A 13,791-nucleotide genomic window follows, 5' to 3' on the forward strand; every position below is an offset into this window, starting at 1 on the left:
GGAAAGTGGTATCGGTGCGCCGGAAACGTACGGCAGGATTCCCAGATGGAGCGTGTACGTGATGTCTCTGAACTGCCGAAAGCCCATCTGCACCTGCACTTCACCGGGTCGATGCGGCCCACCACCGTGCTGGAGCTCGCCGACAAGTACGGCGTGCGGTTGCCCGATGCCCTGACCGAGGCGCTGACCAGCGGGGAGCCGCCGAAGCTGCGGGCGACGGACGAGCGGGGCTGGTTCCGTTTCCAGCGGCTGTACGACGCGGCGCGGTCGTGTCTGCGGGAGCCGGAGGACATCCAGCGGCTGGTCCGCGAGGCCGCCGAGGAGGACGTCAGGGACGGCTCGGGCTGGCTGGAGATCCAGGTGGACCCGACGTCGTACGCGCCACGCCTGGGCGGGCTGATCCCGGCGCTGGAGGTCATCCTGGACGCGGTGGAGACGACCTCCCGCGAGACCGGGCTCGGGATGCGGGTGCTGGTGGCCGCGAACCGGATGAAGCACCCGCTGGACGCGCGGACGCTGGCCCGGCTGGCCGTGCGGTACGCGGACAAGGGTGTGGTCGGTTTCGGCCTCTCGAACGACGAACGCCGGGGTATGGCACGGGACTTCGACCGTGCCTTCGCGATCGCCCAGGAGGGCGGCCTGCTGTCGGCTCCGCACGGCGGCGAGCTGGCGGGCCCGTCCTCGGTGCGGGACTGCCTGGACGACCTGCACGCGACCCGGGTCGGCCACGGGGTGCGCGCGGCGGAGGACCCTCGGCTGATGAAACGGCTCGCCGACCGTGGCATCACCTGCGAGGTCTGCCCGGCGTCGAACGTGGCGCTGGGCGTCTACGAGAAGGCCGAGGACGTGCCTCTGCGGACCCTCTTCGAGGCGGGTGTCCCGCTGGCGCTCGGCGCCGACGACCCGCTCCTCTTCGGCTCCCGGCTGGCGGCCCAGTACGAGATCGCCCGCCGCCACCACGCCTTCTCGGACCGCGAACTGGCCGAACTGGCCCGGCAGTCGGTCCGGGGTTCGGCGGCCCCGGAGGACATGAAGACGAAGCTGCTGTCGGGCATCGACGACTGGCTCAGTGCCCCGGTCGCTTGAAGTGGGCGTAGGGCGGATACGGCTTGAAACAGATCGCGACCTCGGGGTGGCGCGAGCCGTCCCGGTAGGGGACCAGTTCGCCACCCAGGGAGGTCATGAACGCCGACCGCCCCTTGACGACCCCTTTCTGTCGCGGCCCCCAGTCGGCCGCGTAGGCGAACGAGGTGGCGACGTTGGCGAGGACGTCACGGTCGCCGATGAGGAAGTACGTACGCGCGTGCGTGGTGTGCCGCAACTGCCCACGGTCGTACGGCCGCTCCTCCCACGCGCGCGCGTGCCGCTCGGTACGGGCCTCGTCGGTGCGCACGGTGAGCGGCGTACCGCGCCCCAGCGACCGCCGCAGCCCGGGCCACTTGGAGGGCCGCAGCCCCGCCGCCGAGTGCGCCACCACCAGATCGACCAGCTCCCCGCGAGCCGGCTCAGCCCGTCGTGATCCCCCATGACCATCCCGTACGGCGCCGGGTCGCGCAGTGAGGTGTGGCGCAGGGGTTGCCCGGGCTGGACGACACGGTGTTCGTGGGGCCGGTCCTGGGCCTGAACTGGGTGAGTCTCAGCTCCATTCGGGGTGCCTCATAGGGCAAGGGTCCCGGTCAGGAGGGGGCATCGGCAACGGAGATTCCGCCCAGCAGCGTCCGGGCGAGGCGTGGCGCGAAGTCGTCCACGGGCGGTCGTAGGCCGGTCCCCGCCGCCTCGTAGGCGAACGCGCGCTGTGCGCAGGCGCCGAGGAGGAGGGACGCGGCGGCGAAGGTGTCCGCGTCGGGGCGGACGCGGCCGGCGGCCTGTTCCGCGCGCAGATAGGCGTCCAGGGCCTCGATCGGCTTGTGGGGGCCCGAGCCGAGCTGCCGCAGCGCCTCGTCGTGGCGCCGCTTGAGCTGGGTCTCGGCGTACAGCGAGGCCGCGATCGGGAAGCTCTGTTCGTAGAAGAGGGCCGCCTGGCGGGCGATCTCGGTGAGGTTGTCCGCGAGGGAGTGCCGGCCGGGCTCGGCGGCGAGGCTGCGGAGCAGTGGGGTCAGCTGGGGCAGGCGTTCCGCGAGGACCCGGATGAACAACTCCTCCTTGCTCGCGAAGTACTTGTAGAGCGCGGCTTCGGAGCAGCCGGCGGCCTTGGCGATCTCCTTGGTGGTCGCCTTGGCCAGGCCGACGGTGAGCATCAGCTCGTGGGCCGCGTCGAGGATGCGGACCCGGGCGGGTTTCTGCGCGGCGGGCTCGGCGGCCTGTTTCTGCTGCATGGGGCCCAAGGATTCCATGACCGGCCCCTTCGGGCTTGACGGGTGGGTGAGTACTTACCCACTCTAGAGGGAGGCAGGGGTGAGTAAACACTCACCCACCCCCTGAGAGATGTGGGAGCAGGCCATGAAACTCACTGTCTTCGGTGCCACGGGAGGCATCGGTCAGGAGATCGTCCACCAGGCGCTGGCCTCGGGCCACGCGGTCACGGCGGTCGTACGGGACCCGGGGCGGCTGTCCGTGGGCGGCGCGGGCCTGGAGGTGTTCCGCGCGGACCTCACCGACCCCGAAGCGGTACGCGCCGCGGTCACGGGCCGGGACGCGGTCCTGTCCGGGCTCGGCGCCCGCAGCCGCAAGGACGCGGGGGTCGCGACCCGGCTCACGCGTACGGTCCTGGGGGCCATGGAGGCGGAGGGAGTGCGCCGCCTGCTGGTGGTGAGCGCCGGTCCCGTCGGCCCCGACCCGGAGAGCGCGGGACTGCTCGACCGCACCGCGCGCGGGCTGATCTCGGCGCTCCTGAAGGACGTCTACGCCGACCTGCGGGAGATGGAGGCGGAACTCGCCCGCAGCACCACCGACTGGACATCGGTCCGGCCACCGCGCCTGCAGAACAAGCCGGTCACCGGCTCGTACCGGACGACCGTCGGGGGTTTCCCGGCCAAGGGCCGCTTCATCGCGCGGGCCGATGTGGCGCACGCGATGCTGGCGATGATCGACGACCCGGGGACGGTCAAGCAGGGGGTGGGGGTGGCCTATTAGCCGGAACCGTCAGCCGTCCAGGCTGACGCCCACCGTCACCGGTTCGTTGACCAGCGTGATCCCGAAGGCGTCGCGGACGCCGGCCACGACTTCGCGCGCCAGGGCGAGCAGGTCCTCGGTGGTCGCCTCGCCCCGGTTGGTGAGGGCGAGGGTGTGCTTGGTGGAGATACGGGCAGGACCACTGCCGTACCCCTTGCTGAAGCCCGCCTTGTCGATCAGCCAGGCCGCGGAGGTCTTGGCGTGCCCCTCCCCCGCAGGGTACGAGGGCGGCTCCGCACCCTCCCCGAGACGCTCCTGCACGCGCGCGTGGAACGCGGTGAACTGCTCGTCGGTGAGGATCGGGTTGGTGAAGAAGGAACCGGCCGACCAGGTGTCGTGGTCCTCGGGATCCAGGACCATGCCCTTGCCGGCACGCAGCGCGAGGACGGTCTCGCGGGCCCGCGCGAGCGGCACCCGATCACCGGGCTCGACACCGAGGACACGAGCCGTCTCGGCGTACTTCACCGGCGCCGACAGCCCTCCCGCGTCCTCCAGTTCGAAACGGACCCGCAGCACGACATAGCGCTCGGGGTCGGCCTTGAAGCGACTGTGACGGTACGAGAAGGCGCACTCCTCGGTGGTGAGGGTGACCGTTTCGCGGGTGGTCCGGTCGTAGGCGACCACCTCGGCGATGGTCGCGGAGACCTCCTGCCCGTACGCCCCCACGTTCTGGATCGGGGTCGCACCGGCCGACCCGGGAATCCCGGCGAGACACTCGACCCCGGCGAGCCCGGCCTCGACGGTGCGGGCAACGGCATCGGTCCACACCTCACCGGCCGCCAACTCCAGCCGCGTGCCGTCGAGTTCGAAGCCACGGGTGGCGATACGCAGGGCGGTGCCCTCGAACCCCTTGTCCCCGATGACGAGGTTGGACCCGCCCCCGATGACCAGCAACGGCGTCCCGGCGTCATCAGCCTCACGCACGACATCGATCACCTCGGCATCGGTGCTCGCGGTGATCAACCGGGCCGCGGGACCACCCAACCGGAAGGTGGTGAGGGGGGCGAGGGGAGCGTCGTGGAGTTCCTGCACGGGCCCAAGAGTACGAGACGGGACTGACAATGCGGGCGGCGCGGGGGCGGGAGACGGGGGACGGGGGTCACGCAGGGATACGGCTTCCCGGGGGCTTCTGTTCTGGCATGGGGTTCGTCTCGGGCGGGGCGCGTCGGGCGTTTCGGGTGGGGGGTGCCCTGCGCGAGGGTCCTCGGGCGGAGGGATGTCCTGCGCGGGGGCGAAGGGGGATGTCCGGTGTGTGTGGGCGGATGTCCGGTGTGGAGGGGGCGAAGGCGGATGTCCGAGACCTGCTGAGCGTCTGGTGCCGGGGGCGCGTCCGGCGATGGTGACACGCGGGTGGGCGTCTGACGCGGGGTGGGCGTCCGAGAGCGGCCACGCCTCAGGCGCCAGGCCCGCACCCAGCAACGGCCACGCGCGGCGGGCCCGGGCCATGCGCCCGGAGGGGGCGACACGAGGCTGGGTGTCTGACGCAGGGCGGGTGTCCGAGGCCGGCGACAAGTGCGACGCGGGGAGGGGGCCCGACGCGGGAGCACATGTCCGAGGGCGGCCACGCGTCCGGCGCCGGGCCCGCATCCAACACCAGGCACGCGCGCGGACCCGAGCCACGCACCCAACGCAAGGCCAGGTGTCCGACGCGGAGCACATGTCCAAGACCAGCCACGCACCCGCCACGAGGAAGGGGTGTCCGGCACGGGGTGGATGTCCGAGACCAGCCACGCATCCCGTGCCCTCACCCGCTTCCCACACCGGCCACGCGCGCACAGACCCGAGCCGCGCACCCGGCACCAACAGCACGCCCACCTCAGAGCTCACCTCCATCGCCAACCCCAGGCCCGAGCACACCGGGCACGCACGCGTGGGGCTCCGCCATCACCGGCGGAGCCCCACGCGTGCGTGCCCGGTGTTCGGCTCAGTGCCCGGCGCTCTCCAGGACCGGGCCGGACCCGGTCGCGTCCGCCGACTCGACGGACTCTGCCGGCTCGGTGGACTCCGCGGACTCGGACGCCGCCGCAAGCTCCGCCGCCCGGCGCCGCGTCGGGATCAGCAGGGTCGCGATCCCGGCGAGGGCGACCACCGCAGCCCCGGTGACCAGCGCGGGCTTCAGGCCGTCGACGAAGGTCTGCCCGGTCTGGTAGCCGCCCTGGGCCGAGAAGATCGACGCCATGACGGCGACACCGAGCGCGCCGCCCACCTCGCGGAGCGCGTTGTTGGCGCCGGAGGCTATGCCCTGTTCCGCCGGGCGGACGCTGGACATGACCAGGTTGGCGGCCGGTGCGAAGAACAGGGCCATGCCGATACCGCTGAGGATCAGTCCGGGCAGCTGAGCGCCGTAGGAGACGTCGGTGGTGACGACGTAGGACATGTAGCCGAGGCCGGCGGCCTGCAGGAAGAGGCCGGTGGCGACGACCGGGCGGCCGCCGACGCGGTCGGAGAGGATGCCGGCGATGGGCGCGACCAGCATCGGCATACCGGTCCAGGGCAGCATCCTCAGGCCCGCCTCGGTGGGCGAGTAGCCGAGAACGCCCTGCATGTACTGGCTGAGCAGGAAGATCGACCCGAACATCCCGAGGAACATCAGCAGGCTCGCGGCGTTGATCCCGGCGAAGGCGCGGGAGCGGAACAGGCGCATCGGGAGCATGGGGTTCTTGGCGTTGACGCTGTAGAGGACGAAGCCGACGAGCAGCGCGCTCCCCGCGAACAGCCCGGTGAGGACGAGCGGGCTGGCCCATCCGTCGGCGGGGCCGCGGACCAGGCCGTAGACGATCCCGAAGAGGCCGCCGCTGGCGAGGAGGGTGCCGGGGAAGTCGAGCGGGGCGCCGGTGCCGTAGGACTCGGAGAGGCGCAGGCGGGCGAGCGGCAGCAGGGCCAGGCCGAGCGGGACGTTCAGCCAGAAGATCCAGTGCCAGGACACGTGCTCGGTGAGGCTGCCGCCGATGAGCGGTCCGGAGGCGACGGCGAGTCCGTTCACGGCGCCCCAGATGCCGTAGGCCATGCCGCGTTTGGCGGCGGGTACGGCCGCCGTCAGCAGGGTCAGTGTCAGCGGCATCATGATCGCCGCGCCGACGCCCTGGACCGCGCGAGCCGCGATCAGGGACTCGATGCCGGTCGCCATGGCCGCGGCGGCGGAGGCGCCGGTGAAGATGGTGATGCCGACGAGGAAGAGCCGACGGCGCCCGAACCGGTCGCCGAGGGCCGCGCCGAACATCAGCAGGACGGCGAACGTGAGCGTGTAGGCGCTCACGGTCCATTCCAGGTCGCCCAGTGCTCCGCCGAGGTCCTTGCGGATGGAGGGCAGCGCGGTGGTGACGACGAGGTTGTCCAGGGCCGCCATGAAGCCGGCGACGCTGGTGATGACGAGGGCCCAGACGGTTCCCCCGCGACGTGCGGTTGGCTGTGACATCGCTCCCCCAGAGGGTGCTCGCTACCGAAGATTAGTTATTGCTGACTAACTTTGATGCTCATGGAAAGGCGAAGAACCCGCCTCTCCCCAATGGTTATTACTTCTCCAGTCGGCCGGTGACCCGCGCCGACGGATACAACCCTTCCCAGACCCGGTGCTCGGGCGGAAAACCCATGGCCGCAAGGGTGTTGATCAGCATTCCGTACGCCATGAAGGTCGTGGTCTCGTCGACGTCCGCCCCGAGCGGCAGGTGCACGATCTCCCAGAGCTTCATCCAGCCGTTCCGCACGACCTCGCCGAACTCGTGATCACCCTCCGCCTCGGCGGCGGCCACGGTGATGTACGTCTGCATCTGCATCTGCAGCTTCTCGGGGTACTCCGTGATGAGCCGCACATAGGCGTTGGCCATGGCATGCAGGGCCTCCTCGCCCTCCAGCCCCTTCGCCGCCTCCTCCAGGGCCCCGCAGACGTCCTCCACGCAGCGCAACGAGGCCGCTGCGAAGATCGCCTTCTTGCCCGGGAAGAGCCGGAAGAGATACGGCTGCGAGACCCCGACCCGCTTGGCGATCGCCTCGGTGGAGGTGCCGTAGTACCCCCGCTGCGCGAACTCGGCGATCGCCGCGCGGATGACGCTCTCGCGCCTCTCTTCTGCGCTCATCCTGACCATGCGAGAAAGTTAGTACTCAATCACTAACCAAGTCAAGAGGTGTGGGCCACGGCACACGGGCGGGCCGGGCGATGTCACTGCAAGTCACCAAGTCGGGCCGGGCCGACCTGCGCGTAAGGGGCGCCCGCAATGGCGGACGCCCCTTACCTCAGCTCAAGTTCACGGCAGTCGTACGACGGCCCGTGACATTCCGAGCACCTTCTGCCCGGCGCTCATCGCCACCAGGTCCACGCGGACCGTGCTGTCGTCGAGCTTGGCCGCGACCTTGGCGCTGACCTCGACGGTCGCGCCCTGGTCGTCGTTCGGGACGACGACGGGCCTGGTGAAGCGGACGCCGTACTCGACGACCGCGCCCGGGTCGCCGACCCAGTCGGTGACCACACGGATCGCCTCGGCCATGGTGAACATGCCGTGCGCGATGACGTCCGGCAGTCCGACCTCCTTGGCGAACTTCTCGTTCCAGTGGATCGGGTTGAAGTCCCCGGAGGCGCCCGCGTACTGGACGAGGGCGGCGCGGGTCACGGGGAAGGCCTGGGCCGGCAGTTCGGTGCCGACCTCGACGTCGTCGTACGCGATCTTCGCCGTCATGTCAGCTCTCCTCCGCCGCACGGGCCACGAGCTTGGTCCAGGCGGTCACGACGTGCTCGCCCGCCTCGTCGTGGACCTCGCCGCGGATGTCCAGGATGTCGTTGCCCGCCAGGGACTTGATCGCCTCGATCGTGGAGGTGACCGTGAGGCGGTCGCCGGCGCGCACGGGGCGGACGTAGGCGAACTTCTGGTCGCCGTGCACCACCCGGCTGTAGTCGAGGCCGAGTTGCGGGTCCTGGACGACCTGTCCCGCGGCCTTGAACGTGATGGAGAAGACGAAGGTCGGCGGGGCGATCACATCGGGGTGACCGAGCGCCTTGGCGGCCTCCGGGTCCGTGTATGCCGGGTTGGCGTCCCCCACCGCCTCCGCGAACTCACGGATCTTCTCCCGGCCCACCTCGTAGGGGGCGGTGGGCGGGTAGGACCGCCCCACGAAGGACTGGTCGAGCGCCATGACTCGGCACCTCCTCATGTGTCGCTGCTGAGCTGCTGATAGCTGATAAACGACGCGAGGCCGCCCCCCAACGTGCGGGGGCGGCCTCGTGTACGAGCCTGTATTTATCGCGTTTCGCGGTGCGCGGTGTGCGCATTGCAACGCGGGCAGTGCTTCTTCATCTCCAGTCGGTCCGGGTTGTTACGCCGGTTCTTCTTGGTGATGTAGTTCCGCTCCTTGCACTCCACGCAGGCCAGCGTGATCTTCGGGCGGACGTCGGTGGCAGCCACAGGAGTGCTCCTTGACGAACGGATGGGACTATGAACGCATAACAGAGTAGCCGATCGAAGGACCGACCCCGCAATCGGCTACTGTCAGTAGCGGTGACCGGACTTGAACCGGTGACACAGCGATTATGAGCCGCTTGCTCTACCGACTGAGCTACACCGCTGTGATGCGATCAGTTCCCGTCTTGCGACGGGAACCTTTCACACCAGAGCCCCAATACGGAATCGAACCGTAGACCTTCTCCTTACCATGGAGACGCTCTACCGACTGAGCTATTGGGGCGAGCGATGAAGACATTACACGCTCGGCGACCGTTCGCCCAAATCCGTTTCGCGGCACCGCTCCAGCCCCTTCCGCGGCTCTCCCAGGGGCCTCAGGAGCCCCTCCCGTACGGGGGACCACACCGGTACGACTATTGCGCTCCTCCCGGCCGCGAGCGGATCACCGCCCTAGGCTCGACTCACTCTGCGTGATCTTGCGCCCCTTTGCGCAGTCCCCAGCCCTGAGCCCCGAAGCCCCGAGCCCGCGAAGCCCTGAGCCCCTGGAGCGCGATGCCCGACAGTCAGCCCCAGCCGTCCCACTCCTCGTCCGGCCCGTCGGGTTCCTCAGGCTCGTCGGGACCGGCCGACCCGGCCGCGCTCCTGTTGTGCGGGGCCCGGCTGACCGACGGCCGGACCGTGGACGTACGGCTGGGCGGCGGGCGCATCGAGGCGGTCGGTACGGCCGGCAGCCTGGCCACGGACGCCACGCGCGCGTGCGGCGCGCGCGTGGACCTCAGCGGCTATCTCCTCCTCCCGGCCCCGGCCGAGCCGCACGCGCACAGTGACACCGCGCTGTCGGCCGAGAACGGCGGACCTGTCTCCTACGACCCCGAGGACGTCCAGCGCCGGGCCACGGAGGCCGCACTGCTGCAACTCGGCCACGGCGCCACGGCACAGCGGGCACACGTGCGCGTGGGGGACGTTCAGGGGCTGGGCGCGCTGGCCGCCGTACTGCAGGCGCGGCGGGCGTTGCGCGGGCTGGCGGAGTTGACGGCGGTGGCGACGCCCCGGCTGCTGACCGGGGCGGCGGGGGCGGACGGGCTCGCGATGCTGCGGGACGCGCTGAAAATGGGGGCCTCCGTAGTGGGCGGTTGTCCAGATCTGGACCCCGATCCGACGGGATACGTGGAGGCGGTCCTGGAGGTCGCGTCCGAGCACGGCTGCCCGGTCGACCTGCACACGGACGCCGCCGACCCGGCCCGTCTGGCCCGGCTGGCGGCGGTCGCGGGCGGGATGCGGCCCGGGGTGACGCTCGGCCCGTGCGGTGGCCTGGGACGGCTGCCTGCGGACACGGTCACGCGGATCGCGGACCAACTGGCCGCGGCCGGCGTGACGGTGGTCTGCCTGCCGCAGGGCGGCTGCGGCGGCGTCGACCGGCGGGGCACGGCTCCGGTACGGCTGTTGCGCGCGGCCGGCGTCCGGGTGGCCGCGGGCAGCGGCGCCCTGCGCGACGTGTCCAACCCGGTGGGTCGCGGGGACCCCTTGGAGGCGGCCTACCTGCTGGCCTCGCGGCACGGGATGCGGCCCGAGGACGCCTACGACACGGTGAGTTCGTCGGCACGCTCGGCTCTGGGCCTGCCCGAGGTACGGGTCGAGGCGGGATTTCCGGCCGAACTGCTCGCGGTGCGCGGCGACCGGCTCGCGGGCGCGCTGTCGCTGGCGTACAGCCGGATCGTGGTGCACCGGGGGCGCGTGGTGGCACGGACGAGCGCGGTGCGGGAGTACTGCAACACGGCGGCGGGCTCGGAGTTGGGGCTGCCCCGGCAGGGACGGGGCGAGTTGTCGTGAGCCGCCACCGCCGCGCCGGGGCGTACGCCTGAGGCGCCAGGGCTCAGGTCCGCGCGCCGGGCGCGTCCATCGCCGGTGTGCGCTGCTGGGACGCGGCTGAAGTCATGCGGCGCATGCGGCCGTCCGGGCGTACGGTCGAAGGCATGCGCATTGTCATCGCTGGAGGTCATGGTCAGATCGCGCTGCGGCTGGAGCGCCTGCTCGCCGCGCGCGGTGACGAGGTCGCGGGCATCATCCGCAACGCCGAACAGAGCGCCGATCTACGGGCGGCCGGTGCCGAACCGGTCGTGCTCGACCTGGAGTCGGCCTCGGTCGAGGAGGCCGCGGCCCAGCTGCGGGGCGCGGACGCGGCGGTCTTCGCCGCGGGCGCGGGCCCGAACAGCGGCACGGCCCGCAAGGACACGGTGGACCGGGGTTCGGCGGTGCTGTTCGCGGACGCGGCGGTCCTGGCGGGCGTACGGCGCCATGTCGTCGTGTCCTCGATGGGCGCTGATCCGGCGCACCCCGGGGACGGCGTGTTCGACGTGTACCTGCGGGCCAAGGGCGAGGCCGACGCGTACGTACGCGGCCTGGACGCCCTGGACTGGACGATCCTGCGCCCCGGTTCGCTCACGAACGACGCCGGCACCGGCCTGGTCCGCCTGGAGGCCCACACCGGCCGCGGCGCGATCCCGCGCGACGATGTGGCCGCCGTACTCGCGGAGTTGGTGGAGACCCCGGCGACGGCCGGCCTGACGCTGGAACTGATCGGTGGATCCGCGCCGGTGTCGGTGGCGGTGAAGTCGGTGGCGGGGAACTGAGGCTCTGAGCAACTGGGGTTCCCCGGCGGCAGGGTGGGCCGCTGTTCAGAAGAGCGGCATCTGTCCGGGGAACTCGGGGACCACGTACCCGTCCAACGCGGGCTGGGCCGCCCCGAGTTCCGCCTGGCGGCGGGACCCGGGGCACGACACGAGGTCCCCGCTCTCCCGGGCGCCTGGCGGGTCGTGCCGCGCGAATCGGCCGGCCACGACGGCGATTTCACGACGGCACTCGGGGCAGCTTCTGCGGCGTGACGACATGGGATCAGTCTGCCCCGCCGCAGGCCGCGTCGGCTGTCGAGGCTCGCTCAGGCGCGTTCAGCTGTGGGCGACGGTGAGGCCGTAGAAGGCGACCCGGGCGCCCTTGGTGGTGCTGTCGGAGGACGACTGGTTGTACGAACCGGCCTTGAAGTACTGCTTGTAGGCGTTGAAGGACGACGGGATGGCGTAGTGCGTGGTGCTCCCGTTGACCGTCAGGTTGATGGTGTTTCCGCCCGAGACGCCGATCGTGTAGCTCCACGTCTTGCCGACCGACACGTTGCCGACGGTGTGCAGGGTCTGGCCGCCGGAGGGCGAGTTCTCCGTGCCGAGGACGATGTCGCCGCTCGACCGGTAGTACAGCTCCAGCAGCGGCTTGGTGGACGTGCCTCCGCTGCCGAGGTGGATCTGGCCGACGCAGACGTTCGAGGTGACGGAGACGACCCGTAGCGTCGCCTTCATCGTGTGGGTGCCGCTGAGCGACCAGTCGGCGGCGCTGCCGCTGCGGTTCATCTCCCGCAGTTCGGAGCGGGCGTAGTTCGAGTTGGGGGTGGTGACGCCCTTCTCCGGTGCCCAGAAGGTCATCGCTCCGTCGCGGGTGTCCGTGTAGAAGTACGAGTCCTGGAACCCGTTGGCCCCCTGGAGCCGGGACGACGAGATCGTCGTGGGCGAGCCGGGGGAACCGATGGGCTCCTGGAGCTGCCACACCCCCAGGTCGAAATTCCCGCCGGGTGCGACGGAGGGGTCGGCCAGGGGTGCGGCGACGACGTGGGCGGCGCCCGTACTGCCCGACGCGGCGGGGGCCGTGAGGGCGAGGCCGCCGGTGACGGCGACGACGGTGGCCAGAGAGGTGAGCAGCGTACGCATGCGCATGGGGGGTGCCTTCCTGTCTGCTCGGTGGACTGGAGTGGCAGCGCATTCACGTATGTGAACTTTGTGTTTCAACGTGAACTGCGACGTCGCGACAGTAGGACCGTGGCAAGGTCACGTCAAGACTGACGACGGAGCTGTGCGACTGGAGCGACGACCGCAGGAACGACGAAAGGGCCCGTTATCAGCATTGCTGCTGATAACGGGCCCTTTCGATCATGTGGCGGCGCCAGGGTTCGAACCTGGGTAGGCTAAGCCGGCAGATTTACAGTCTGCTCCCTTTGGCCACTCGGGCACACCGCCGGGGATGCTGCCTCTCGAACCGCTTTTCGGCGGTGCTCCGTGGCAACGACGTAAACGATACCCGATGCCCAGGGGTGCTTCGCCACCCGATTGACCGGCGCTCGGAGGGGAGGGGGTGGCTACGCTTATGCGGATGCGGCCCGGGGCCTACACCGGGCTCGGCGGCTGCCCCCACGCACGCCGATACGCAGTGACACGCATCGATACGCACCCCGATACAAGGAGCCACAGGACATGGCCGACTCCAGTTTCGACATCGTCTCGAAGGTCGAGCGGCAGGAGGTCGACAACGCCCTCAACCAGGCCGCCAAGGAGATCTCCCAGCGCTACGACTTCAAGGGCGTGGGTGCCTCGATCTCATGGTCCGCCGAGAAGATCGTCATGGAGGCGAACTCCGAGGAGCGGGTCAAGGCGATCCTCGACGTCTTCCAGTCCAAGCTGATCAAGCGCGGCATCTCGCTGAAGGCGCTGGACGCCGGTGAGCCTCAGCTCTCCGGCAAGGAGTACAAGATCTTCGCGTCGATCGAGGAGGGCATCTCCCAGGACAACGCGAAGAAGGTGGCGAAGATCATTCGTGACGAGGGTCCCAAGGGCGTGAAGGCCCAGGTGCAGGGCGACGAACTGCGGGTCAGCTCGAAGAGCCGCGACGACCTGCAGGCCGTACAGGCCCTGCTCAAGGGCAAGGACTTCGACTTCGCGCTGCAGTTCGTGAACTACCGGTAGAACCGCGCTTCGTGCGCCCGCCGCGCGCGGTGACGAGGAAGGGTGGGTACCCGTCGGTACCCACCCTTCTCGCCTGCTGGCTGCGGCACGGGGGCGCGCTAGTTGCGCGAGTTGCCGAACAGGATGCGGTAGGCGATCAGGAGGACGAGTGCGCCACCTATCGCCGAGGCCCAGGTGGCGCCGTCGTAGAAGTTCTTGGCGACCGGGTGGTCCAGCCAACGGGCTGAGATCCAGCCGCCAATGAACGCGCCTGCGACGCCGATGATGGTCGTACCGATGAAGCCGCCCGGGTCGCGGCCCGGCAGCAGGAATTTGGCGATGGCTCCGGCCAACAGTCCCAGGATGATCCAGCTGATGATGCCCATGCCGTGAACCTGCCCTCTCGCGCTGTGCTTGCACTGATCCGGAGCTGTGAATTCCGCCCGGACAGGCTGTGTTCGTAGGTCCTTGCGCACGGCCTGTCGCTGCATGTTCTGCCGTGTCGATGAACAGGACGTCACGGATGCGTG

Annotated in this window: 15 protein-coding genes, 3 tRNA genes and 1 pseudogene; 5 read left to right on the forward strand and 14 right to left on the reverse strand. The window is 70.3% G+C overall.

Translation table 11 applies throughout. The features are described from left to right. Positions 1 to 45 precede the first annotated feature (45 nt). Positions 46 to 1,086: an adenosine deaminase gene (locus AB0I69_RS33755; RefSeq protein WP_363099529.1), complete on the forward strand. Its 1,041-nt coding sequence runs from the start codon at positions 46 to 48 to the stop codon at positions 1,084 to 1,086. Here the strand turns inward: AB0I69_RS33755 and AB0I69_RS33760 are convergent. Together AB0I69_RS33760 and AB0I69_RS33765 are read right to left on the reverse strand one after the other, a co-directional pair. Next, a pseudogene (locus tag AB0I69_RS33760) lies at positions 1,067 to 1,646 on the reverse strand (hypothetical protein). The gene AB0I69_RS33755 and the pseudogene AB0I69_RS33760 sit on opposite strands and share 20 nt — an antisense overlap. Before the next feature lie 30 nt (positions 1,647 to 1,676). Further along, entirely contained in the window at positions 1,677 to 2,315 is a 639-nt protein-coding gene (locus AB0I69_RS33765; protein ID WP_363099530.1) for a helix-turn-helix domain-containing protein, read from the reverse strand. Between the two features lie 124 nt (positions 2,316 to 2,439). Between AB0I69_RS33765 and AB0I69_RS33770 the strand changes: the two genes are divergently transcribed. Beyond that, entirely contained in the window at positions 2,440 to 3,072 is a 633-nt protein-coding gene (locus AB0I69_RS33770) for an NAD(P)H-binding protein (RefSeq protein WP_363099531.1), read from the forward strand. A 9-nt stretch (positions 3,073 to 3,081) separates the two neighbouring features. Here AB0I69_RS33770 and AB0I69_RS33775 read toward each other — a convergent pair whose 3' ends face one another. The 8 genes from AB0I69_RS33775 to AB0I69_RS33810 all read right to left on the reverse strand — a co-directional run bounded on the left by AB0I69_RS33775 (position 3,082) and on the right by AB0I69_RS33810 (position 8,784). Beyond that, on the reverse strand, positions 3,082 to 4,143 hold the full coding sequence (locus AB0I69_RS33775) for a UDP-N-acetylmuramate dehydrogenase (RefSeq protein ID WP_363099532.1): 1,062 nt from the start codon (positions 4,141 to 4,143) through the stop codon (positions 3,082 to 3,084). 892 nt (positions 4,144 to 5,035) lie between these two features. Beyond that, positions 5,036 to 6,526, reverse strand: a complete 1,491-nt coding sequence (locus AB0I69_RS33780; protein ID WP_363099533.1) for an MFS transporter — start codon at positions 6,524 to 6,526, stop codon at positions 5,036 to 5,038. 97 nt (positions 6,527 to 6,623) lie between these two features. After that, complete coding sequence (locus AB0I69_RS33785; RefSeq protein WP_363099534.1) at positions 6,624 to 7,193, reverse strand: helix-turn-helix domain-containing protein; 570 nt, start codon at positions 7,191 to 7,193, stop codon at positions 6,624 to 6,626. 159 nt (positions 7,194 to 7,352) lie between these two features. After that, positions 7,353 to 7,781 (reverse strand): MaoC family dehydratase, encoded by a 429-nt coding sequence (locus AB0I69_RS33790; RefSeq protein WP_363099535.1) that lies wholly within the window; start codon positions 7,779 to 7,781, stop codon positions 7,353 to 7,355. 1 nt (position 7,782) lies between these two features. Beyond that, entirely contained in the window at positions 7,783 to 8,235 is a 453-nt protein-coding gene (locus tag AB0I69_RS33795) for a MaoC family dehydratase N-terminal domain-containing protein (protein ID WP_363099536.1), read from the reverse strand. 104 nt (positions 8,236 to 8,339) lie between these two features. After that, complete coding sequence (gene rpmG, locus AB0I69_RS33800) at positions 8,340 to 8,504, reverse strand: 50S ribosomal protein L33 (RefSeq protein WP_003948671.1); 165 nt, start codon at positions 8,502 to 8,504, stop codon at positions 8,340 to 8,342. A gap of 88 nt (positions 8,505 to 8,592) precedes the next feature. Next, positions 8,593 to 8,665, reverse strand: a tRNA-Met gene (locus AB0I69_RS33805). A 46-nt stretch (positions 8,666 to 8,711) separates the two neighbouring features. After that, positions 8,712 to 8,784, reverse strand: a tRNA-Thr gene (locus AB0I69_RS33810). A gap of 269 nt (positions 8,785 to 9,053) precedes the next feature. Here AB0I69_RS33810 and AB0I69_RS33815 point away from each other — a divergent pair. Further along, complete coding sequence (locus AB0I69_RS33815; RefSeq protein WP_363099537.1) at positions 9,054 to 10,331, forward strand: amidohydrolase family protein; 1,278 nt, start codon at positions 9,054 to 9,056, stop codon at positions 10,329 to 10,331. A 143-nt stretch (positions 10,332 to 10,474) separates the two neighbouring features. Next, positions 10,475 to 11,131: an SDR family oxidoreductase gene (locus tag AB0I69_RS33820; protein WP_363099538.1), complete on the forward strand. Its 657-nt coding sequence runs from the start codon at positions 10,475 to 10,477 to the stop codon at positions 11,129 to 11,131. Between the two features lie 45 nt (positions 11,132 to 11,176). Here the strand turns inward: AB0I69_RS33820 and AB0I69_RS33825 are convergent, their stop codons facing one another. The 3 genes from AB0I69_RS33825 to AB0I69_RS33835 form a co-directional block, all read right to left on the reverse strand. Then, positions 11,177 to 11,389: a hypothetical protein gene (locus AB0I69_RS33825; RefSeq protein ID WP_026150157.1), complete on the reverse strand. Its 213-nt coding sequence runs from the start codon at positions 11,387 to 11,389 to the stop codon at positions 11,177 to 11,179. Between the two features lie 57 nt (positions 11,390 to 11,446). Next, a complete protein-coding gene (locus tag AB0I69_RS33830; protein WP_327401975.1) occupies positions 11,447 to 12,259 on the reverse strand; it encodes a polysaccharide lyase family 7 protein in 813 nt (270 codons plus the stop codon). Positions 12,260 to 12,477: 218 nt separating this feature from the next. Continuing rightward, positions 12,478 to 12,559, reverse strand: a tRNA-Tyr gene (locus AB0I69_RS33835). Between the two features lie 234 nt (positions 12,560 to 12,793). Here AB0I69_RS33835 and AB0I69_RS33840 point away from each other — a divergent pair. After that, positions 12,794 to 13,282 carry a YajQ family cyclic di-GMP-binding protein gene (locus AB0I69_RS33840; protein ID WP_363099539.1) on the forward strand — a complete coding sequence of 163 codons (489 nt, stop codon included), beginning with the start codon at positions 12,794 to 12,796 and terminating at the stop codon, positions 13,280 to 13,282. A 98-nt stretch (positions 13,283 to 13,380) separates the two neighbouring features. Here the strand turns inward: AB0I69_RS33840 and AB0I69_RS33845 are convergent, their stop codons facing one another. Further along, positions 13,381 to 13,647: a GlsB/YeaQ/YmgE family stress response membrane protein gene (locus AB0I69_RS33845; protein ID WP_019061143.1), complete on the reverse strand. Its 267-nt coding sequence runs from the start codon at positions 13,645 to 13,647 to the stop codon at positions 13,381 to 13,383. Positions 13,648 to 13,791: the final 144 nt, after the last annotated feature.

It is taken from the genome of Streptomyces sp. NPDC050508 (assembly GCF_040655155.1).
Lineage (GTDB): Bacteria > Actinomycetota > Actinomycetes > Streptomycetales > Streptomycetaceae > Streptomyces.